The following is a 21179-nucleotide window of genomic DNA, read 5'->3' on the forward strand; positions in this document are numbered from 1 at the left end:
TGTCTGGCGCACTGGAAAGGTAGTCGATGCAAGTCAGATTGGCGCACAAAACGCTTGCGTCAAAACACAGAACCTCACTCCACCGTCACGCTCTTCGCCAGGTTACGCGGCTTATCAACGTCGGTCCCCTTCGCACAAGCCGTGTGATACGCCAGCAGCTGCAGCGGCACCACATGCAAGATGGCTGACAGCGCGCCATAGTGCTCAGGCAACCTGATCACATGCAAGCCAGGCTCGGCCTGGATGTGCGTGTCGCTGTCGGCGCACACATACAGCTCGCCGCCGCGTGCACGCACTTCCTGCATATTGCTCTTGAGCTTTTCCAGCAGGGCGTCGTTGGGGGCCACGGTGACCACCGGCATCTCCGATGTCACCAGGGCCAGCGGGCCGTGCTTGAGCTCACCGGCCGGGTAGGCCTCGGCGTGGATGTAGCTGATCTCCTTGAGCTTCAAGGCACCTTCCAGGGCAATGGGGTAATGCAGCCCACGGCCCAGGAACAGCGCGTTCTCTTTGCGGGCAAAGGCTTCGGCCCAGGCCACCACTTGCGGCTCCAGCGCCAGCACGGCTTGCAGCGCAGCGGGCAGGTGGCGCATGGCGGCCAGGTGCTTGGCTTCTTCTTCAGGGCTCAGGTGGCCGCGCAGCTTGGCCAGGGTCAGCGTGAGCAGGAACAAGGCGGCCAGCTGGGTGGTGAAGGCCTTGGTCGAGGCCACACCGATCTCGGCACCAGCACGCGTCACATAGTGCAGCTTGCACTCGCGCACCATGGCACTGGTGCTCACGTTGCAGATGGTCAGCGTTTGCTCCATGCCCAGGCTGCGCGCGTGCTTGAGCGCGGCAATGGTGTCGGCCGTTTCGCCAGACTGGCTGATGGTGACAACCAGGGTGCGCGGGTCAGGCACGCTGTCGCGGTAGCGGTACTCGCTGGCGATCTCCACCTGCGTGGGGATCTTGGCGATGGACTCCAGCCAGTACTTGGCCGCAGAGCCCGAGTAGTAGCTGGTGCCGCAGGCCAGAATCAGCACGCGGTCGATCTGTTTGAACACGGCTTCGGCACCTTGGCCGAACAAGGTGGGCACGATGGCCTCGACACCTTCAAGCGTGTCGGCAATGGCGCGCGGCTGCTCGAAGATTTCCTTTTGCATGTAGTGGCGATAGGGGCCCAGCTCGACGGCGCCGCTGTGCGCGGTGACGGTGCGCACGGGGCGCTGCTCGGGCTCGACGCGGGTGTGCTGGGTGTCACCGGCCTTGCGGTGCTCGATCCAGTGGCGGCCGGGTTGCAGGTCCACCACGTCACCTTCTTCGAGGTAGACGATCTGGTCGGTCACGCCGGCCAGGGCCATGGCGTCAGAGGCCAGGAAGCGCTCGGTGGCATCCACCCCACCCACGCCCATGATCAGGGGCGAGCCATAGCGCGCGCCGATCACGCGCTGGGGTTCGTCGCGGTGGAACACGGCAATGGCGTAGGCACCGGTCAGGCGCAGCGTGGCGGCCTTCACGGCGGTGAACAGGTCGCCGTCGTACAGGTGGTCCACCAGGTGGCAGATGACCTCGGTGTCCGTCTGGCTCAAGAAGACGTAGCCCTTGGCCTGCAGTTCGCGGCGCAGTTCTTCGTGGTTCTCGATGATGCCGTTGTGCACCAGGGCCACGCGGCCCGGTTTGGTGGTGGCCGCATCGGCGCCAGGGCCGTGCGAGAAGTGCGGGTGGGCGTTGCGCACAGCGGGCACACCATGGGTGGCCCAGCGGGTGTGGGCAATGCCCAGGGTGCTGTGGATGCCTTCCGAGGTGGCTTGCGCGTCCAGCTCGGCCACGCGCTGGGTGCTGCGTGAGCGGCGCAACTGGCCATCTTGCAGCACGGCCACGCCGCAGGAGTCATAACCCCGGTATTCGAGGCGCTTGAGGCCCTCAACCAGAACGGGAACGATGTTGCGCGAACCAACGGCGCCGACGATGCCACACATAGATGTCTCAACTCCTGCTTGTGCAGTGCAATGAGGTGTGATCCTATCGGCGTTGGCGTGAAATGTTGTTCTTTTTTATGGCGATTTTTGGAATCATCATTCACGCCACCTAACGCGAATACAAATTCAATCAACTTTGGCGATTATTTGAAATAATATTTCCACATGAACACCCCATCGTCTCCACTGGATGACACCGACATCCAGTTGCTGAACCTGCTGCAGCACGATGCCAGCCAGTCCAACCAGGCGTTGGCGGAGCGGCTCGGCCTGTCACCGGCCACCTGCCACCGGCGCATCAAGCACTTGAAGGACGAGGGCTACATCGAAGGCCAGGTGGCCATCCTGTCGCCGCAGAAGATGGCCGATGCGCTGGGCTGGGGCCTGAGTGCGCTGGTCGAGATCAGCCTGGACATGCAGACGCAAGAGGCGCTGGACGCGTTCGAGCAACGCGCACTGGCAGAGGACGAAGTGCAGCAATGCTGGCGGGTGTCACCGGGGCCGGACTTCATTCTGGTGGTGCAGGTCAAGGACATGCCGGCCTACCAGGACCTGGCCAGGCGGCTGTTCACGCAGGACAGCCAGGTGCGCAATGTGCGCGCCTTCTTTGCCGTCAAGCGGGCCAAGTTCGGCACGCAATGGCCACTGCCACCCCTGCCGGCCACCCGGCGCCAGGATTGATCAGGCTGCCCGCGATAGGGGCAGCGAGGGGGTCAACAGAAGGTCAGCGGCCAGCCTTGCCGCCAGACTGGGCCGGCGCCACCTCGGGCAACTGCATGTCTGCTCGCAGGCCCAGGGGCTTGCCATCCAGCGGGTGGTGCACCGAGGGTAAGGCCGAACGTGGTGTCGGTGTGGGTGCTGGCGCCGGTACCGCAGCCGTGGCGCGCTTGCTGCCTGCCGTGGCCACCGCCACCGATTCGGCCCCGGCGGTGCCCTTGCCATCCAGCGTGGGCAAGACCTTGAGCAACTCCTCGTCGGACATGCGCGACAACTCTTCGACCGAAGGCCGGCGGCCGCCCGCAGACTTGCTGCGTTTCTCAGCCGCCGCCACTTCCTGCTCGATGATGCGTTCTGCCGCGCTGATGTCGGCAGGCGATGCCGATGCGGCCACGGCCGTCACTTCAGGCGTGCCGGCATCCGGCGTGGTGGGCTGGGTATATTGATCAGACAGGGCGCGCTCCATGCGGTGCTGCCCTTCCATCTTGTAGAGCCAGCTCCCGCCGAGCAAGGCCACGGCCGCCACCAGCACGCCACCCAGCATCATCGTGCGCTGGGTGGGTGGCCAGTACACGGGGGATGCGGCTGCCTTGGGTGTGAGCCAATCCATGTCCACACGGGTGGCGGCGGGCTCTCTGGACAGGTCCGGCCCCGCGGCATCCAGCCCGGAGGGCTCCGCCACGGTCGGGCGGGAGGGGGCCAATGTGGCGTCGTATTCAAGGCGCAGCTTGGGGTCGATCAAGACCTCGTAGGCCTGGTTCAGGGCCGCCATCTGCGTGTGCATGGCGTCGTCCGGGCCGGTGTCGGTGCCCCCCTGCTGCTGGCGATCCGGATGCAACTTGGCCGCCAAGGCCCGGTAGGCCGCACGGATCACTTCCGGCGGCGCATCCTGGGAGACTTTCAGGCGTTCGTAGTGGTTCACGGCGTGAGGGTCCTGCAATCTAGATCGTGTGGGCACGATATTAGCGGCTCAACACGCTGCGTTACACCGGTATCACCTCAGCGCTTGATTTTTTGCGGCCTCTGCCACCCAGACAGCGAAACCTGTTTGGCGCGCGCCACTGTCAGTTGACCTTCGGGCGCATCTTTGCTTAGGGTGGTGCCCCCGCCAATGGTGGCGCCGTCACCCAGTTTGATGGGCGCGATCAGCACGCAGTTGGAGCCCACGTGCACGTCGTTGCCGATCACCGTGCGGTGCTTGTTGGCCCCGTCGTAATTGGCGGTGATGCTGCCGGCGCCATAGTTGACGCGCTCCCCCACTTCGGCGTCGCCCAGGTAGGCCAGGTGGTTGGCCTTGGCGCCGTTGGCCATGGTGCTGTTCTTGACCTCGACGAAGTTGCCGATGTGCACCTCTTTGCCCAACACGGCGCCGGGGCGCAGGCGGGCAAAGGGGCCGATGAGCGAGCCCTCGCCCACGCTGACCCCGTCCTTGTCGCCGTCGATGTGCGTGAAGGGGTGGATCACCACGCCCTTGCCAATCACGGCATTGCGGATCACGCAGTTGGCGCCGATCTGGACTTCGTCGTCCAGGATCACGCGGCCTTCGAAGACGCAGTTGACATCGATGTCCACGTCGCTGCCGCATTGCAGCGTGCCACGCAGATCAAAGCGAGCCGGGTCGGCCAGGCGCACGCCCTGCTCCATCAGCTTGGCGGCCTGGACGGCCTGGTAACGCCGCTCCAGATCAGCCAGTTGCGCCGGGCTGTTGACGCCCAGCACCTCGACCTCGTCACGCGGCTGCGCGGCCACCACGCCCACGCCATCTTCGCGGGCCATGGCCACCACGTCGGTCAGGTAATACTCGCCTTGGGCGTTGTTGTTGTTCAGGCGGCTCAGCCAGCCTTTGAGCAGGCGGGTCGGCGCGGCCATCATGCCGGTGTAGACCTCTTTGAGGGCGCGCTGTGTCTCGGTCGCATCCTTGTGCTCGACGATGGCCAGCACCTGCTCGCCCCAGCCATCGCGCACGATGCGGCCGTAGCCGGTGGGGTCGTCCAGGTTGATGGTCAGCAGGGCCAGCTTCTCGCCGGCACACGCGTCCACCAGGGCTTGCGCGGTGGCCGCTTCGATCAGGGGCGTGTCGCCATTGAGGATGAGGGTGATGCCGTCATCAGGCAGCACGGGCACGGCCTGCTGCACGGCGTGGCCCGTGCCCAGTTGCGGCTCCTGGCGCACGAACTTCAAGGGCGCCTCGGCGAAGGCCGCCTTCATGGCGGACTCGACCTGCTCAGCACCATGGCCCGTGATCACCACTTGCTGCGCCGCCTTGAGCGACGAGGTGGTGCTGATCACATGCGACAGCATGGGGCGGCCGGCCAACTTGTGCAGCACCTTGGGGCGCGCCGACTTCATGCGGGTACCCTTGCCCGCGGCCATGATGACAATGGAAAGCGACATTCAAAAACCTGTTTGTTGGATCAGCGATTGTCCGCCGGGATGAGGACCGTGACTTCACGCGGGCTCACGGCCTGATACGGGAAGTCTTTCATGGCGGCTTCGAACATATAGGGCAGCAGGCGATCGTCGGCCGCGCCGAGGCGGTCGTACCGGGCGTGGGTTTCGTACAGCACCTGGTTGCCCTTGCGATCGCGGATGAGCAGGTCCACCGTCATCTGCACATAGGATGGCTCCATGGCCATGCTGAACGACAGGCCGCCACGCCCACCACCGCCCCACCAGCCACCCACCCCGGGGTGCCAGGGGCCGTAAGGGCCCCAGAACGGGTCGTAGTAATGTGCGCGTTGATCAATGCGTACCCGCGCGCCCACCTGCACGGTGACGTCGGCCTTGTCGGCCTCAGGTACCTGCTCGAAGCCGGCAGCCATCAACGCAGGTTGCGCCGCGGCTTCAAGCTTGTCCTGCGCCTCGGGCTGGGCTTGTTGCGAAGGCAGGCGCTCGAACACATAACGCCCGGGCTTGCGGCCTTCGGGCCAGCTGCCAAAACTGGACACCTGGCTGGTGAGCGACTGCGGCCCGGCACACGCCGCCAGGCTCGCCAGCATCACACAGGCCAGGGGCTTGCAGAGGTGCGTGGTCAGCCTGGCCATGCGCGCCTCCTCAAGTGGCCTTGCGGATGCTGATGGTCGACAGCGAGACCTTGGTCTCGGCCGGCAGGCCATCGCTCGGGTCGCCACAGCCTTCGTCTTCGTCAAAGGCGATGTCGCCACCCTTGACGGGCGTGCCGGTGGCCTTGATGGTCTCGAAGGGGTAGAGCTTGCGGTCCATCAGGTGCGAGGGCACGATGTTGGACAGGGCCGTGAACATGTTGTCCACGCGGCCGGGGAATTTCTTGTCCCACTCGTTGATCATCTCCCGCATCTGCTGGCGCTGCAGGCCTTCCTGGCTGCCACACAGGTTGCAGGGGATGATGGGGAAGGCGCGGTGCTCGGCGTAGGTGGCCAGGTCCTTCTCGCGGCAATAGGCCATGGGGCGGATCACCACGTGCTCGCCGTTGTCGGTCACCAGCTTGGGCGGCATGCCCTTGAGCGTGGAGCCGAAGAACATGTTCATGAACATGGTCTGCAGGATGTCGTCGCGGTGGTGGCCCAGGGCGATCTTGGTGGCGCCCACTTCGGTGGCCACCCGGTAGAGGATGCCGCGGCGCAGGCGGGAACACAGGCTGCAGGTGGTCTTGCCTTCAGGGATCACCTTCTTGACCACGCTGTAGGTATCCTGCTCTTCAATACGGAAGGGCACACCGACCTTGGTGAGGTACTCGGGCAGCACGTGCTCGGGGAAGCCGGGCTGCTTCTGGTCGAGGTTGACGGCGATGATCTCGAACTGGATGGGGGCCCGCTTTTGCAGGTTCATCAGGATGTCGAGCATGCCGTAGCTGTCCTTGCCACCGGACATGCACACCATGACCTTGTCACCGTCTTCGATCATGTTGAAGTCGGTGATGGCCTGGCCCACTTCGCGGTGCAGGCGCTTGCTGAGCTTGTTCATCTCGAAGGCGTGCTTCTTGGCACGCGCTTCTTCGGCCGCATCGGCAATGGCCGTGGGTGAGCCGGATTCGACCACCAGCGCAGCCTGGGCGAACAACAGGGCATCGTCCACCATGCGGACTTCCTTTTCAGGGGTCACAGCACTCAGATGGGATTCATGGAGGGCCGGTGCGGCCAGGTTTGCAGCTTGGGTCATAACCTTTCATTTTCGCCGATCTGGCCCGATTGGGAAAGCCTTACCCCCTCAGACGGGGCCGAGCCTCATCACCACTGGCCGGATTCCATGCGGATGGCGACCTCGCAGTCCTCGAAAATCTCCAGCTTGGCGATCTTCACACGCACACCCAGCACGCCGGGCAGCTCCATCAGGCGCTTGCACAGCTTGCCGATCAAGGTCTCCAGCAGGTTGACGTGCACCGCGGTGCAGTCCTCGATGATGATGGCGCGCACCTTGCGGTAGTCCAGCACGTTGAGGATCTCGTCGTCGTGCGGCAGCAAGGGCTGGCTGCCCATATTGAGCTCGGCGTCAACCTGGATGGGCTGAGGGGTGCCGATCTCGTGGTCCAGCACACCGAGGTTGGCGTCAAAGCGCAGGCCGGTGAGCTTGAGGATCTGGTTGCCTTTGGTCAGGGACATGGGGCGTCTCGCATCATGGAAAAATCGCGCTCGAAGCGCTGGAGGTGCTGGCCACCATCAACCAGCAGCGTGGTGCCCGTCATGGACTGATTGGCCAGGGCAAAGGCCACGGTTACGGCCACGTCTTGCGGCGTGGATGACCGCCCCAAGGGGGACAGTTTGTGCGCCTGCTCGAACTGCTCCCCTTGCAGCCATTCGCTGGTCAGCGTCAGTCCAGGGGCCACGCCCACCACGCGCACACGCGGCGCCAGGGTCAGGGCCAGCAAGGTGGTGGCCGCTTCGAGCGCGGCTTTGGACAGGGTGTAGCTCAGGAAGTCAGGGTTCGGGTTCCACAACTTCTGATCCAGCATGTTGACCACGGCGCCCTGCGCTTGCCGCGTCGACACGTGCTCAGCCAGGGCCTGGGCCAGCACGATGGCCGGCGCCGTGTTGGCGCGCAGGTGGCGCTCCAACATGGCGTAGCTGAAGGAGGCGGCGTTGTCGTACTCGAAGGTGGAGGCGCTGTTGACCACGGCGTCCAGCTGGCCCAGCACGGCCACAGCCTGTGGCACAAGGCCACGCGCAGCCGCCTCGTCGGACAGGTCGGCGCTGAGCACACAAGCCTCGCGTCCCAGCGCACGGATGGCATCGGCCGTGAGGTCGGCCTCGTCGCGCGAGGCGCGGCAATGCACGGCCACATCCCAGCCCTCTCGGGCCAGCTTGAGCGCGATCTCGCGGCCCAGGCGCTTGGCCGCACCGGTCACCAGGGCGACCCGGCGAACGGGGCTTTCAGGCAAAGAGGCAGAAGAATCAGGCGAAGCGGACATGAGCTTTCTACAATAGGGCATGCGACGCCCGACGAACTCGGACCACAGTGTAGTGGCCGCCCCCGTGTCCAGCCACCCGCTGGGCGACCTGATTGCCCATGAAATCCGCGAACGTGGCGGCTGGATGCGCTTCGAGCGTTTCATGGAGCTGGCCCTGTACACCCCCGGCCTGGGTTACTACAGTGGCGGCCGGCGCGTGCTGGGCCACCGCCCGCAGGATGGCTCCGACTTTGTCACCGCCCCCGAGCTGACGCCGCTGTTTGGCGAAACCCTGGCGCGCCAGCTGGTCCAGGCCCTGGAGGCCACCGGCACCGACGAGATCTGGGAGTTTGGCGCCGGCACCGGTGCGCTGGCCGTGCAACTGCTGGGCGAGCTGGGCGACCGCATCAAGCGCTACACCATCGTGGACCTGTCCGGCAGCCTGCGTGACCGACAGCACCAGGCCATCGTCAAGGCCCACCCGCAGATGGCCCACAAGGTGATCTGGGCAGACAGCCTGCCCGACGAGCTCACCGGCGTGGTCATCGGCAACGAGGTGCTCGACGCCATCCCCGTGCACCTGCTGACCTGGAACGGCAAGGCCTGGCTGGAGCGCGGCGTGGCCTTGTCACCCGAGCCGGAAACCGCCCAACGCTTTGTCTGGGCCGACCGCCCGGCCCCCGAGGGCGTGCGCCCCCCCACCGAGCACATCGACGATGTCTACCTGCCGGGCACCGTCACCGAAACGCACGGCCAGGCCGAAGCCTTCGTGGCCACGTTGGCCCAGCGCATGACACGCGGCGCGGCCTTCTTCATCGACTACGGCTTCCCGGAGGCCGAGTACTACCTGCCCCAGCGCACAGGCGGCACCCTCATGTGCCACCACGCCCACACGGCAGACCCCGACCCGCTGGCCATGGTGGGAGACAAGGACATCACCACCCACGTGAACTTCACGGGCATTGCCCTGGCGGGCCAGGAGGCCGGCTGGGAAGTGTTGGGCTACACCTCGCAAGGCCGCTTCCTGACCAACTGCGGCCTGGCCGAAGCCCTGGCCAGCACCGGCCAGGCCAGCACGGCCGCCGAGCTCAAATCGCGCGCGGCCATGCAGATGCTGGTGGCCGAGCACGAAATGGGCGAGCTGTTCAAGGTGATCGGTTTCGTGAAAGGCCCGTGGTTTGATGCCATCGGCTTTGCCCAGGGCGACCGCACCCACACGCTGTAGGCCACCGCAGCCAAGCCGGCCGCGGGCGCTGGGATTCAGGCCATCACGGCCCGGAAGGCCTGCTCGCAAGCCATGGCCACCTGCCGCTTGAAATCGCGCTTGCGCTGCGTGCGCTTGCGGTGCTTGGCGGCGATCTCGCTCAAGGGCTTCTCGGCCACCGGCAGGCTCATGAGGTGGTGCCCACCTTCGAGCACCTGCCCGGCATAACGCGCCCAGAACTGCCCGTAGCAAAAGCTGCTGCCGGATTGGGCAATGGTGTCACGCGACACGCAGGTGCCATCGCTGACGCCGAGCACCGTATCGATGCCCAGTGCGCCCGCCAGCCCCGTCAGCACCGACATGAGCAAGTCCTGTGGTGCGATGTCACCCAGCAGCGTGGTGGCCTGCCGTATGGCATCCATGGCCCCAGACACACCCTGGACGCGACCGATGTACAAGGCGTGAGCCGCACGCCCGGCCGTGCCCACACCGGCCAGATTCAATCCGGCGAGGCGCACGATGGAAAAAGACATTTTGTAGATGGGCACACCGGCCAGCTTGAAGCACAGCGTCAGTTCACCCTCGCGGTGGCGCGTCACCGGGCACAGGCCCTGCAGGCTGACCGACATGGGCTCGCCACCCGCTTCGTTGCACCAGATTTCCAGGCTGTCGTCCATCACCCGCCTGGAAAAATCAGCGGCAAACACCTTGTTGACAAAGTCGTAATGCGACTTCAACGCGGCCCAGCGTTCTTCCCAGTCCAGGCTGGTGGACAGATAGGGCAAGGTGTAGCGGTACTGCACACGTGGGAAGGCAGCACGCACCATCCTGGTCCGAGGCTGGTCAATGACGCTCACCAGGCTCTGATGCTGACGCCAGGTCAACAAGACGCCACACATGCGCATCGCACCCGACACCAGCCCCGCCAACCCCTGCTCAGTCAGCTTGTCCCGCAAATGGCCCAGTCCACCCGCCGGACGGACGGCACCCACTGCCTTCAAAGAGGCAGGGACTTGACGGGCAGCGGGCAAGACAACTGACATGGGTTCTTGAAACAATTGCGAAACATTAATTTACAACTGAAGCATACGTGAGGGGGCCGCGATACAAGATTCGGGTTCACGCTCAGTTATCGGCCGATCAGGGCGCCGCCCCCCGAATCGGGTGCCTTTCCCGACGAATATGGTGAATAGTCCACGCATTCGCCCTTGAGCCCCCATGCAGGCCACGCTCGCGTAGGCCGCGCCTCCTGGGATAGCCCATGCGCTGGCAAGCATGCTGCGCCGCAGCGATAATGGCGCCCATGCTGCAACAACGCACCCTCAAATCCCTGACCCGAGCCGTGGGCGTGGGCCTGCACAGCGGCCAGCGTGTCGAATTGACACTGCGCCCTGCGCCGCCCAACACCGGCATCGTGTTCCGGCGTGTGGACCTGGCCCAGCCGGTCGACATCCCCGTGACACCCAAGTCGGTGTGCGATACGCGCATGGCCACCACCATCTCGCCGAATGGTGATCCGGGCGCCCCCAAGGTCAACACGATCGAGCACCTGATGTCGGCCTGCGCCGGCCTGGGGCTGGACAATGTGTACGTGGACATCACGGCCGAGGAAGTCCCCATCCTGGACGGCTCGTCGGCGGCTTTCGTGTACCTGCTGCAAAGCGCCGGCATCGAGCTGCAGAAGGCGCCCAAGAAGTTCCTGCGCATCAACAAGATGGTGGAAGTGCGCGAAGGCGAAGGCCGCACGCTCAAATGGGCGCGCCTGGAGCCCTACAACAGCTACAAGCTGGCTTTCGAGATCGACTTCGACCACCCCCGCCGTGGACCAGACCGGCCAGCGCGTGGAGTTCGACTTCGCCTCCGGCCAGTACAAGCGCGACATCGCCCGCGCCCGCACCTTCGGCTTCACCAAGGACGTGGAGATGATGCGTGCCCGCGGCCTGGGTCTGGGTGCCAGCATGGACAACGCCATCGTGGTGGACGACTACCGCGTGCTCAACAGCGATGGCCTGCGCTACGACGACGAGTTCGTCAAACACAAGATCCTGGACGCCATTGGCGACCTGTACGTGGTGGGCCACCCGCTGCTGGCCGCCTACACGGCCTACAAGTCCGGCCATGCGCTCAACAACAAGCTGCTGCATGCCCTGCTGTCCCAGCAGGACGCCTGGGACATCGTCACCTTCGAGGACGAGGCCAAGGCCCCACGCGGCATGGCCGAACTGGCCCCCGCCTGGTAAGCGCGGCCAGACATGGGTGCCGTCTTCCGGCTGATGACCCTGCTGCTGGTCGGCGGCTTCGTGGTGAGCATGGTCCTGCACACCTTGACGGGTGATGCCATCTGGCGCCAACGCGCCATGCAATTGCTCAAATGGGGCGTGGTGCTGGCGCTGGTCTTTTTCGGCTTCTTCATCTTGCGCCGCGCGGCTGTCTTCATTTAGGCATTTTTCAGCCATCCCCCTCGGATATCAGGACGAAAATCCGCGTCATTCCCATTTTCATGGGGATACCACTCATTTGAGGGGGGAGTGGAAAATCTAGTATGTCGAAATAACAAATGACGTGCAGCACGCACGCTCTAGGGATTCGACATGACATATGAAGCTGTGTACAAGCGGTCGGTCACCGACCGCGATGCCTTCTGGCGAGAACAAGCCGAACGCATTGAATGGGCGCACCCATTCGATCAGGTGTGCGACCACAGCCAACCGCCCTTTGCCAGATGGTTTGGGGGCGGCAAGACCAACTTGTGCCACAACGCGGTAGACCGCCATGTGCCCCACCGCCCTGATCAGCCCGCGCTGATCCACGTCTCCACCGAAACCGGCCAAGAACGCACCATCAGCTACGGCCAGCTGTTCGTGGAAGTGCAGCGCATGGCGGCGCTGCTGGTCAACATGGGCGTGGGCAAAGGTGACCGTGTCCTGATCTACATGCCCATGATCCCCGAAGCCGTGATCGCCATGCTGGCCACGGTGCGGCTGGGCGCCATCCACTCCGTGGTGTTCGGCGGTTTTGCCAGCCACTCCCTGGCCACCCGCATTGACGACGCCAAGCCCACCGTGGTCGTCACGGCCGATGCGGGCTCGCGCGGCGGCAAGGTCATTGCCTACAAGCCGCTGCTGGACGAGGCCCTGAGCCTGTGCCAGCACCCGGTCAAGCACGTGCTGCTGGTCAACCGCGGCCTGGCCCCGGCCGACATGGTGTCCCCGCGCGACGTGGACTACGCCAGCGCCCGCAAGGAAGTGATGGACGCCAAAGTGCCCTGTGAATGGGTCGAGTCCAACCACCCCAGCTACACGCTCTACACCAGCGGCACCACCGGCAAACCCAAGGGCGTGCAGCGCGACACCGGCGGCTACGCCGTGGCCCTGGCCACCTCGATGGACCAGATCTACTGTGGCAAACCGGGCGAGACTTTTTTTTGCACCAGCGACATCGGCTGGGTCGTGGGCCACAGCTACATCGTCTATGGCCCCCTGCTGGCCGGCATGAGCACCATCATCTACGAAGGCCTGCCGATTCGGCCTGACGCCGCCATCTGGTGGTCCCTGGTCGAGAAGTACCAGGTCAGCGTGATGTTCTCGGCGCCCACGGCCATCCGCGTGCTCAAGAAGCAGGACCCCGATTGCCTCAAGCGCCACGACCTGTCCAGCCTCAAGCACCTGTTCCTGGCAGGTGAGCCGCTGGACGAGCCCACCGCCCGCTGGATCGGCGAGGCCATTGGCAAACCCATCATCGACAACTACTGGCAGACCGAAACCGGCTGGCCCATCCTGAGCCTGGCGCGCGGCGTGGACCCGGATGCCAAGCCGCGCCTGGGCTCACCGGGCGTACCCATGCCCGGCTACCAGGTCAAGCTGCTGGACGACCTCACGGGCGAAGAGTTGACCCAGCCCAATCAGAAGGGCGTGCTGACCATCGAAGGCCCGCTGCCACCGGGCTGCATGCAGACCATCTGGGGTGACGACGAACGCTTCGTCAAAACCTACTGGAGTACCTTCAAGAACAAGCAGGTCTACAACACCTTCGACTGGGGCATCCGCGACGAGGACGGCTACTACTTCATCCTGGGCCGCACCGACGACGTGATCAATGTTGCCGGCCACCGCCTGGGCACACGCGAGATCGAAGAGGCTGTGAGCAGCCACCCGGCCGTGGCCGAAGTGGCGGTGGTGGGCGTGGCCGATGAGCTCAAGGGCCAGGTGGCGCGCGCCTTCGTGGTGCCACGCGATGCCAGCCGTGTGGCCGATGAGGCCGGCCGCAAGGCCCTGGAAGCCGAGATCATGGCCACGGTGGACCAGCAGATCGGCGCCGTGGGCCGCCCCGCCCGCGTGCACTTCGTCAATGTGCTGCCCAAGACCCGCTCGGGCAAGCTGCTGCGCCGTGCCATCCAGGCCGTGTGCGAAGGCCGCGACACGGGGGACCTCACCACCATCGAAGACCCGACGGCGCTGGCGCAGTTGCAGGAAGCCGTGAAGCGCTGATCAGGCCTGCGTCAAGCCGCCGTCTGGTGGATCACATCCCGCACGCGGGGGTAGATCTCGTTTTGCCAGCGGCGGCCGCTGAACACCCCGTAGTGGCCGACCCCTGTCTGCACGTGGTGGGTGCGCCAATAAGGCCGCACCGAGGTGCACAGGTCCTGTGCGGCCACGGTCTGGCCCACCGAGCAAATGTCGTCGCGCTCGCCTTCCACCGTGAACAAGGCGGTGCGGCGGATGGCCCTGGGGTCCACGATGTTGTCGCGCCAGCTCAAGACGCCGCGCGGCAGGTCGTAGGTCTGGAAGACCTTGCCCACGGTTTCCAGGTAGAACTCGCCAGGCAGATCGGCCACGGCGAAGTACTCTTCATAGAAGGCCTTGGTGGGCGCGGCCTTCTCGTGCTCGCCGGCCGCAATGTGCGCGTACATGTCCTCGAAGGCCTTCTTGTGCCGCTCGTGGTTCATCGCCATGAAGGCCGACAACTGCACGAAGCCTGGGTAGACCTTGCGGCCCGAGCCACGCTGCGTCCAGGGCACCTTGTGGATCATGTTCTCTTCAAACCAGCTCATGGGTTTGCTGGTGGCCAGCTCGTTCACCCCGGTGGGGTTGACGCGGCAATCGATCGGCCCGGCCATCAGCGTCAGGCTGCGTGGCTGCGCGGGGTGGGCATCCTGCGCCATCAACGAGGTAGCCGCCAAGGCAGCGACACAAGGCTGGCAGATGGCCATCAGGTGCGAGCCCGGCCCCATGCGGTCCAGGAAACGGATCAGGTGCTCGGTGTAGTCGTCCAGGCCGAAGGGGCCGTGGCGCAAAGGCACGTCTCGGGCGTTGTGCCAATCGGTGATGTAGACATCGTGGTCTTGCAGCAGGGTGCGCACGGTGTCGCGCAGCAAGGTGGCGAAGTGGCCCGACATGGGCGCCACCAGCAGCACGCGCGGCAACTCGGGGCCGCCCTCCTTGCGAAAGCGCAGCAAGGTACCAAACGGGGTGCTCATCACCTTCTCTTCGGTGATGGCGTATTCGCGGCCCTGGCAGACCACGGAAGCGATGTCGAACGAGGGGCGGCTGTGGGTCAGCTTCAGGCGGGCGAACACCTCGTGGGCGGCGGCCATGCTGCGCGCGAACACGCCGCCGGCCAGCAGCTCCTCCATGGATGACTCGGCCGGGCCTGGTGGCAAGGTCTGATGCAGCCAGTCGGCCAGCCCCTGCGCCATGACGCGCCAGGGCTCCAGCATGGTGTGTTGTGCCTGATAGGTCGAGTACAGCATGCGGGTCTTTCGCAGTTGGGGCGTTGCAAGGCCTGCTGCAAGTTGCGAGCCACACTTTGTTGAACGCACACCGGCACACACCTGGCGCCCGCATGGCACACCGCTTGCTGTCTCTTGCAGGTACACCCTCGGCACCCACAGAGAAGGAGACCCCATGGCCACCCTTGCCAAAGCACCTGCCAAGAAGGCAGCGGCGAAAAAACCCACCGCCCAGGCGGTGGCTCCGGCGGCCGTGAAAGCGTCTTCCCCCCCACCCCTCAAAGCCCTGCCCGACACCACGACCACGCTGACGATCACGAGCAAGAACTACTCTTCGTGGTCACTGCGCGGCTGGCTGCTGACACGCTTCGCCGGCCTGCCCTTCGTGGAGCACGCCCTGCCGCCCGACGATCCCTCCACGCGCGCCGAGATCCTGCTGCTGTCGTCCTCCATCCTCGTGCCTTGCCTGGAGCACCAGGGCATCCGCGTGTGGGACACCCTGGCCATTGCCGAGTACCTCAACGAGGTCTGCCCCGAAGCGCACCTGCTGCCCGCAGACGCCAAGGCCCGCGCGCACTGCCGCGCCATCAGCGGCGAGATGCACTCGGGCTTCTCTGCGCTGCGCTCATCGCTGCCGATGAACCTGCGCAACCACTTTCCCAAGTTCAAGATCTGGTCACGCGCCCAGGCGGACATCGACCGCATCACCGCGATCTGGCGTGACTGCCTCACCACCTATGGCGGCCCCTACCTGTTTGGTGCGCAACGCACGGTCGCCGATGCGATGTACGCACCGGTGTGCACGCGCTTTGCCACCTACGACGTCCAGCTCGACGCCGTCTGCCAGGCCTATTGCGCGCTGATGCTGGGCCAGCCCGAGATGAAGGAATGGCTCAAGGGCGCCAAGGCCGAACCCGCCGACATCGACGAGCTGGACGTGGAGTTCTGAGCCGGCAACACCTCAGGCCTCCGGGCCATCCCAGGGTGTGGACTCGGGGATGGCGCACACCGGTGCCACGTCCACGGTCCGGAAATCAGCCGGGCTGACGATCTCCAGGTACTCCATGTCTGGCGAGTAGTCGAACAGGTAGTGGCGCACGCCCGGGCGCTGGTGCACGCAGTCGCCGGCCTTCACCAGGGTCTCCTGATCCTCGTACATGAAGCGCGCCCAGCCCTTGGTCATGATGACGATCTGGAAATCAGCCTCATGTCGGTGCCAGCCCGTGCCCGTTTCTGGCGCACTGTTCGCCTTGACGAGGTGCGCGATGACGCGGCCATTGGTCGCATCCTTGATCCCGAGGTCCTTGTAGAGGAAAAAATCGCGCAATCCCTCGCCATGCCACTCGGTGTCTTCGGGTCGGACATGAGAGAACTTGGTCGCCGTGGTATCCAGCATGGTGCAGCTCCTTTCCGTGCAAACCTGACGCCAGGACGCCACGCATAAAACATTCCCGGCACAATGCAGGCTTCAACGCACCGAAATTGCCCCCCATATGAAAAACACGCCCGCGCTGACCGACGCCGACATCAACGAAATCGACCTGCTGCTGGCCGCCGTGCCGGCCCCGTTTGAAACCGTTGACGCCGTGATCCTGGACGGCTACCTCGCCGGCGTGCTGGTGCAGCCCGTGCTGCTGGAGCCCGAGCAGTGGCTGCCGCCGATCTTCGGCACCGAAGGCATGCCCGAGGGCGGCATCGAAGGCTGGACCGAAAAGCAGCACGACAAGCTGATCAGCCTGATCACCCGCCGCAAGGACGAGATCCTGCGCGGCATCCTGGAAGACGGCTGGTTCGACCCCATCATCCCGCTGATCGAGGACGACGACGGCAAGGTGCTGGAAGGCAAGGACGCCATGGAAGGCATCGGCTACTGGGCCGCCGGCTTCGAGTGGGCCCTGGCCAACTTCCCGCAACTGGAAGAAGCCGCCCTGCCCGGCGTGCCCGATCTGCTGGACTCCATCTGGCGCCACCTGCCCGAGCAGGACGAAACCCAGCAGGCCATGACCAAGGCCCTGGACGAAGAGCACCCGCTGCAGGGCATGGATGACGCCATCGAGGCCCTGGTGTTCGACGTGGTGGACCTGGCCCAGATCGGCATCGCCGAGCGCGTCAAGGTCGAGACCGTGGTGCGTGACGGCCCCAAGATCGGCCGCAACGACCCCTGCCATTGCGGCAGCGGCAAGAAGTACAAGAACTGCCACGGCGCCAACTGACCTGATGCAGCCGGCCGACAGGCTGGCTCTGCGCCGATGCGTCTTCAACTGCTTTCCGACCTCCACCTCGAGCGCTACCCGCAGTTCAAGGCCCAGGCTGCGCCTGACGTCGATGTGCTGATCCTGGCGGGCGACATTGGCTCCTACCAGCCCGGCAGCCGCCTGGAAACCGACGATTTCGGCCTGGGCCAGTTCTCGCCCCTGCGCCCTGATTCGCCCTGGCGCACGGTGCTGTATGTGCCCGGCAACCACGAGTACGACGGGCTGGAGTTCGCGCCCACGCGCGAGCGCCTGAAGGCGATCTGCGCACAGCTGGGCATCATCTGGCTGGAGCAGGCCGTGTACACCATCGGCGCTGTGCGCTTTGTGGGCACGACCTTGTGGAGCGACTTCGACGCCTTTGCGGCCGAGGAATCCAACCTGACGCGCCAGCTGCAGCAGCGCGAGAAAGCCTACCGCGCGGCCAACTTCTACCTGCGCAAGAACACCACCTTGCTCAACGGCGAGCCCATGCTGGCCGAGGCCATGCGCGAGCTGGCCCTGCGTTGCCAGGACTGGCTGCGGCAAGCCCTGGCCGAACCGTTTGACGGCCACACCGTGGTGGTCACCCACTTCGCCCCCAGCCTGCTGAGCGCAGACCCCCGCTACGGCCTGACACCCGGCACCGCCGGCTTCTGCAACGGCCTGGACGCGCTGCTGCGGCATGCCCAGTTGTGGGTGCACGGCCACCTGCACTGCCCTGTCGACTACCTCAAGCGGGGTCAGCACGAAGGCCAGGCCTGGCAATGCCGCGTGGCCGCCAACCCGCGTGGTTATGTCAGCAAAGGCGAGCAGGACACCTTCGTCGAGCAGTTCGTGATTGACCTAGACTTACGCCAACGCCCTGACACCGCAACAGAAAGAGGACCCTCATGAAGATCTTGCTCCCCGTGGACGGCAGCCCCTACACCAAGCGCATGCTGGCCTGGTTGACGACGCACGAAGAGTGGCTCAGCGGCCAGCACGAGTACACGGTGCTGACGGTGGTGCCCATGATCCCGCCGCACGCCGCTTCGATGTTCCCGGCCGACCAGCTCAAGACCTATTACGACGACACGGCCGACGCCATCTTCAAGCCCATCCGCAAGTTCACGGCCAAGCACAACCTGGCCACGGCCTATGTGTCCAAGACCGGCCACGCGCCTGAAGTCATCGCCAAGATGGCCGACAAGGGCAAGTTCGACCTGGTCATCATGGGCTCGCACGGCCACAGCAACCTGATGAACCTGGTGACCGGCTCGGTGACCACCCAGGTGCTGGCGCGCAGCAAGGTGCCCGTGCTGCTGGTGCGCTGACACCCGCTGGTCCGGCGCCCGGCGCTTTGATCGCCATCCAAAAACAAGGCCCGCATCAAGCGGGCCTTTGCTTTGCTGGCGCAGCGAACGATCAGGGTGCCGATGCCGCGGATGCCACGGAGGCTGCAGCAGCAGGTGCCGGCGTGGCATGCACCGCCGAACCAGGCGACATGGGTGCGTCTTCCACCGACACCACCTTGGTCACAAAGTAGCGTGTGTCGCCAAAGCAGCTGGTGGGCAGCCCCACCTTCTCTTCGTAGTGCAGGGCCACACGCTGGCCCATCATGCGGTTGATCTCATCGGCCACGGCATCGTCATGGACGGTGAACAAGAATTTTTCAGAGATGGCGCCGGGCTGCGTCACCAGCACCTGCTCGCCTTCCCAAGTCTTGCAGACCCAACCCTTTTTGGAAAGCTTTTGAACCCAGCCGGCACGCTCGCCAGTGGAATAACTCCACTTGAGCACACCCACCATGTACAGCGTGGGCAAGCCGATCAGGATCACGAGGGCGATGAGGATGCGTTTGAGGGTCATGTGGGACACAGCGCCTGAATTGAAATATCAGGCGCTATGTTGACATGAAACCTCGACGCATCAGGCCAGCCGGAACTGCCCCACTGCATGCAGCAGTTGTTGGGCCTGGTCACGCAGGCTGTCGGCGGCGGCGCTGGACTCCTCGACCAGCGCGGCATTCTGCTGCGTGGTCTGATCCAGCTGGTTGACCGCCTGGTTGACCTGCACGATGCCCAGGTGCTGCTGCTCGCTGCCCGAGGCGATCTCGGTCATCAGCTGACTGACCTGCTGAACCTGCGACACCAGGCGTTCGATGGAATCGCCGGTGTCGGAGGCCAGGGCACAACCCTCGTCCACGCTTTCGGAGCTGGCGCTGATCAGGCTCTTGATCTCGCGCGCGGCCTGGGTCGAACGTTGGGCCAGGCTGCGCACTTCGGCGGCCACCACGGCAAAGCCCCTGCCCTGCTCGCCTGCACGGGCCGCTTCCACGGCAGCGTTCAAGGCCAGGATATTGGTCTGGAAGGCGATGCCATCGATCACGGCGTTGATCTCGGCGATGCGGTGGCTGGACTGCTGGATGGCCGACATCTTCTGCACCACTTGCGAGAAGGTCTCGCCGCTGCGTGCGGCCTCGGAGGCCGCCTGCAAGGCCAGTTCATTGGCACGCTGCGCCGTGCTGGCGTTGTGGCTGACCGTGGCCGACATTTCCTCCATGGAGGACGCCGTCTGCTGCAGGGATGAAGCCTGGTTCTCGGTGCGGGCGCTCAGGTCCAGATTGCCTTGTGCGATCTGGGTGGACGCCGTGGCAACCGACTCGCTCGCGTCCTTGATGCCGGAGATCACGTGCTTGAACTGGGCCACGGCCGCCCCCATGGCGCGCACCAGTTGCCCGATCTCGTCGCGCTGCTCGGAATGCATGGACTGGCTCAGGTCGCCATCGGCCATGGCCTGGGCGGCCTTCACGGCGCCATGGACGGTGCGGGTCGTCATGCGGGTGATGACCATGGCCACCGCAGCCCCCAGGGCCGACATGATCAGCATCACCAGCGCGGTCAGGACGACCTGGCGGGTCTCGCCGTCGATGCGCGCCTGCAGGCGGCCATCCAGGTGGCCAACGATCTGCTCGCTGGCGGCAAACTGGGCCTGGATCACGCTGGTCAGGTCACGGAAATAGGCCGTCGAGTCCATGCCCGACAGGTCTTCCGTCTGCACCACGGTGTTGATCAGATCCTGGCCGCGCACCAGGGCTGCTTTGGCCTCCTGCACGGCGTGCAGCAAGTCGGCCGCATCGCCCTCCTTGAGAACGCCGGATTTGTCGACATCGCGCGCCACGTCCAGCGCATGCATCTGGATGCCATCGAGCAGGCTGGCCAGCGCCTGGGTCTCGGTGGAATTGGGGTCCTTCTTGACCAGCATGGTCGCACCCTTGGCTCGCGACAGCCCGAGCTTCTCGCTCAAGCGGGGCAGATCGCGGAAGGCGGCGGTGATCAGGTAGTAGCACTGGGCATCGGCATCCAGCGCCAGGCCAGACACGCCCACCACATCCTCCAGCAGCATGAGCTCACTCTTGACCAACTGCGTATGGCGCTTGACGCTCACGGGCATGGTCAGGCCTGCGCCCCCCACATCGTGGGCCAGCGTTTGCCATTCACCCTGCAGCGCCTTGATGCTGTCTTTCAAACCGGTATCGGAGAGCTGCCCCAGGGTCTGGGCCACCTGCTCGAAAGCCTGATCCACCTGAGCCTGACGCTCCTGGCGGACAGCCTGCTTGCTGCTGTCCCCGCTGAGCACGGCGGCGGACAGGCCCCGATGCTCTTGCGTCAGCTTGATCAACTTGAGCATGGCCTTGGAAGGCGCCAGCCCCTTGTCCTCGTCCTTCAGTGCTTGAAGGTTGGCGACCGATTCGCTCAGCACAAGTGCCGAAGGCGCGCCCGCCATCAGCAAAGCCACGATGCTCAACAAGATGAACTTGTGGCGCAGTGGCAGATTGGCGATCCAGGTCGATATCACGTCAGGCTCCTCGGGTTGCTCTTCAAAAAATGCAGAAGCCGGCTGGACGACACCTCCGGCTCATGCGGTGCGTCGACAGCAGCGCGCTTGACGCAAGGCGGGGTGCCTGCTGGCACCCGGGCATTTGTCATGCCCCGCT

At 65.0% G+C, this 21179-nt stretch carries 20 protein-coding genes and 1 pseudogene; 9 read left to right on the forward strand and 12 right to left on the reverse strand.

The annotated features are described in order from the left end of the window. Window positions 1–74 precede the first annotated feature (74 nt). Window positions 75–1958, reverse strand: a complete 1884-nt coding sequence (gene glmS, locus HY019_RS05445) for a glutamine--fructose-6-phosphate transaminase (isomerizing) (RefSeq protein ID WP_290688981.1) — start codon at window positions 1956–1958, stop codon at window positions 75–77. 165 nt (window positions 1959–2123) lie between these two features. Between glmS and HY019_RS05450 the strand changes: the two genes are divergently transcribed. Beyond that, window positions 2124–2639, forward strand: coding sequence for an Lrp/AsnC family transcriptional regulator (locus tag HY019_RS05450; protein ID WP_290688983.1), 516 nt, complete (start codon window positions 2124–2126; stop codon window positions 2637–2639). A gap of 43 nt (window positions 2640–2682) precedes the next feature. Here the strand turns inward: HY019_RS05450 and HY019_RS05455 are convergent, their stop codons facing one another. The 6 genes from HY019_RS05455 to HY019_RS05480 form a co-directional block, all read right to left on the reverse strand. Beyond that, on the reverse strand, window positions 2683–3597 hold the full coding sequence (locus HY019_RS05455; RefSeq protein ID WP_290688985.1) for a J domain-containing protein: 915 nt from the start codon (window positions 3595–3597) through the stop codon (window positions 2683–2685). Between the two features lie 77 nt (window positions 3598–3674). After that, window positions 3675–5069: a bifunctional UDP-N-acetylglucosamine diphosphorylase/glucosamine-1-phosphate N-acetyltransferase GlmU gene (gene glmU / locus HY019_RS05460; RefSeq protein ID WP_290688987.1), complete on the reverse strand. Its 1395-nt coding sequence runs from the start codon at window positions 5067–5069 to the stop codon at window positions 3675–3677. 20 nt (window positions 5070–5089) lie between these two features. Continuing rightward, window positions 5090–5719: a DUF4136 domain-containing protein gene (locus tag HY019_RS05465; protein ID WP_290688989.1), complete on the reverse strand. Its 630-nt coding sequence runs from the start codon at window positions 5717–5719 to the stop codon at window positions 5090–5092. Between the two features lie 10 nt (window positions 5720–5729). After that, a complete protein-coding gene (ttcA, locus tag HY019_RS05470; RefSeq protein WP_290688991.1) occupies window positions 5730–6812 on the reverse strand; it encodes a tRNA 2-thiocytidine(32) synthetase TtcA in 1083 nt (360 codons plus the stop codon). A 68-nt stretch (window positions 6813–6880) separates the two neighbouring features. Beyond that, window positions 6881–7252, reverse strand: a complete 372-nt coding sequence (locus HY019_RS05475) for a dihydroneopterin aldolase (protein ID WP_290688993.1) — start codon at window positions 7250–7252, stop codon at window positions 6881–6883. Then, window positions 7243–8058, reverse strand: coding sequence for an SDR family oxidoreductase (locus HY019_RS05480; RefSeq protein WP_290688995.1), 816 nt, complete (start codon window positions 8056–8058; stop codon window positions 7243–7245). Before HY019_RS05480 ends, HY019_RS05475 begins: the two co-directional genes overlap by 10 nt. Window positions 8059–8182: 124 nt before the next feature. On the opposite strand from HY019_RS05480, the gene HY019_RS05485 reads away from it, so the two are divergent. Continuing rightward, window positions 8183–9262, forward strand: a complete 1080-nt coding sequence (locus HY019_RS05485; RefSeq protein ID WP_290689182.1) for an SAM-dependent methyltransferase — start codon at window positions 8183–8185, stop codon at window positions 9260–9262. A 35-nt stretch (window positions 9263–9297) separates the two neighbouring features. Here the strand turns inward: HY019_RS05485 and HY019_RS05490 are convergent, their stop codons facing one another. Next, window positions 9298–10284, reverse strand: coding sequence for a DUF535 family protein (locus HY019_RS05490; protein ID WP_290688996.1), 987 nt, complete (start codon window positions 10282–10284; stop codon window positions 9298–9300). 260 nt (window positions 10285–10544) lie between these two features. On the opposite strand from HY019_RS05490, the pseudogene lpxC reads away from it, so the two are divergent. From lpxC to HY019_RS05505, 3 genes and pseudogenes are all read left to right on the forward strand, one after another. After that, window positions 10545–11481, forward strand: a pseudogene (gene lpxC / locus HY019_RS05495) (UDP-3-O-acyl-N-acetylglucosamine deacetylase). Window positions 11482–11493: 12 nt separating this feature from the next. After that, window positions 11494–11682: a hypothetical protein gene (locus HY019_RS05500; protein WP_290688998.1), complete on the forward strand. Its 189-nt coding sequence runs from the start codon at window positions 11494–11496 to the stop codon at window positions 11680–11682. A 150-nt stretch (window positions 11683–11832) separates the two neighbouring features. Continuing rightward, window positions 11833–13728 carry a propionate--CoA ligase gene (locus tag HY019_RS05505; RefSeq protein ID WP_290689000.1) on the forward strand — a complete coding sequence of 632 codons (1896 nt, stop codon included), beginning with the start codon at window positions 11833–11835 and terminating at the stop codon, window positions 13726–13728. 11 nt (window positions 13729–13739) lie between these two features. On the opposite strand, the gene phaZ is transcribed toward HY019_RS05505, so the two are convergent. Continuing rightward, window positions 13740–14990 (reverse strand): polyhydroxyalkanoate depolymerase, encoded by a 1251-nt coding sequence (gene phaZ / locus HY019_RS05510; RefSeq protein WP_290689002.1) that lies wholly within the window; start codon window positions 14988–14990, stop codon window positions 13740–13742. A gap of 154 nt (window positions 14991–15144) precedes the next feature. On the opposite strand from phaZ, the gene HY019_RS05515 reads away from it, so the two are divergent. After that, on the forward strand, window positions 15145–15918 hold the full coding sequence (locus tag HY019_RS05515; protein WP_290689004.1) for a glutathione S-transferase family protein: 774 nt from the start codon (window positions 15145–15147) through the stop codon (window positions 15916–15918). 12 nt (window positions 15919–15930) lie between these two features. Here HY019_RS05515 and HY019_RS05520 read toward each other — a convergent pair whose 3' ends face one another. Further along, window positions 15931–16365 carry a cupin domain-containing protein gene (locus HY019_RS05520; protein ID WP_290689006.1) on the reverse strand — a complete coding sequence of 145 codons (435 nt, stop codon included), beginning with the start codon at window positions 16363–16365 and terminating at the stop codon, window positions 15931–15933. Between the two features lie 97 nt (window positions 16366–16462). On the opposite strand from HY019_RS05520, the gene HY019_RS05525 reads away from it, so the two are divergent. The 3 genes from HY019_RS05525 to HY019_RS05535 are packed head-to-tail and all read left to right on the forward strand — an operon-like array spanning window position 16463 to window position 18516. Then, window positions 16463–17182, forward strand: a complete 720-nt coding sequence (locus HY019_RS05525; protein WP_290689008.1) for a UPF0149 family protein — start codon at window positions 16463–16465, stop codon at window positions 17180–17182. 36 nt (window positions 17183–17218) lie between these two features. After that, window positions 17219–18097, forward strand: a complete 879-nt coding sequence (locus tag HY019_RS05530) for a metallophosphoesterase (RefSeq protein ID WP_290689009.1) — start codon at window positions 17219–17221, stop codon at window positions 18095–18097. Next, window positions 18094–18516 (forward strand): universal stress protein, encoded by a 423-nt coding sequence (locus HY019_RS05535; protein ID WP_290689010.1) that lies wholly within the window; start codon window positions 18094–18096, stop codon window positions 18514–18516. Before HY019_RS05530 ends, HY019_RS05535 begins: the two co-directional genes overlap by 4 nt. 91 nt (window positions 18517–18607) lie before the next feature. On the opposite strand, the gene HY019_RS05540 is transcribed toward HY019_RS05535, so the two are convergent. Next, a complete protein-coding gene (locus tag HY019_RS05540; RefSeq protein ID WP_290689011.1) occupies window positions 18608–19051 on the reverse strand; it encodes a hypothetical protein in 444 nt (147 codons plus the stop codon). A 60-nt stretch (window positions 19052–19111) separates the two neighbouring features. Beyond that, on the reverse strand, window positions 19112–21040 hold the full coding sequence (locus HY019_RS05545; protein WP_290689013.1) for a methyl-accepting chemotaxis protein: 1929 nt from the start codon (window positions 21038–21040) through the stop codon (window positions 19112–19114). Between the last annotated feature and the right edge of the window lie 139 nt (window positions 21041–21179).

It is taken from the genome of Aquabacterium sp., assembly GCF_016195855.1.
Taxonomy (GTDB): Bacteria; Pseudomonadota; Gammaproteobacteria; order Burkholderiales; family Burkholderiaceae_C; genus Aquabacterium.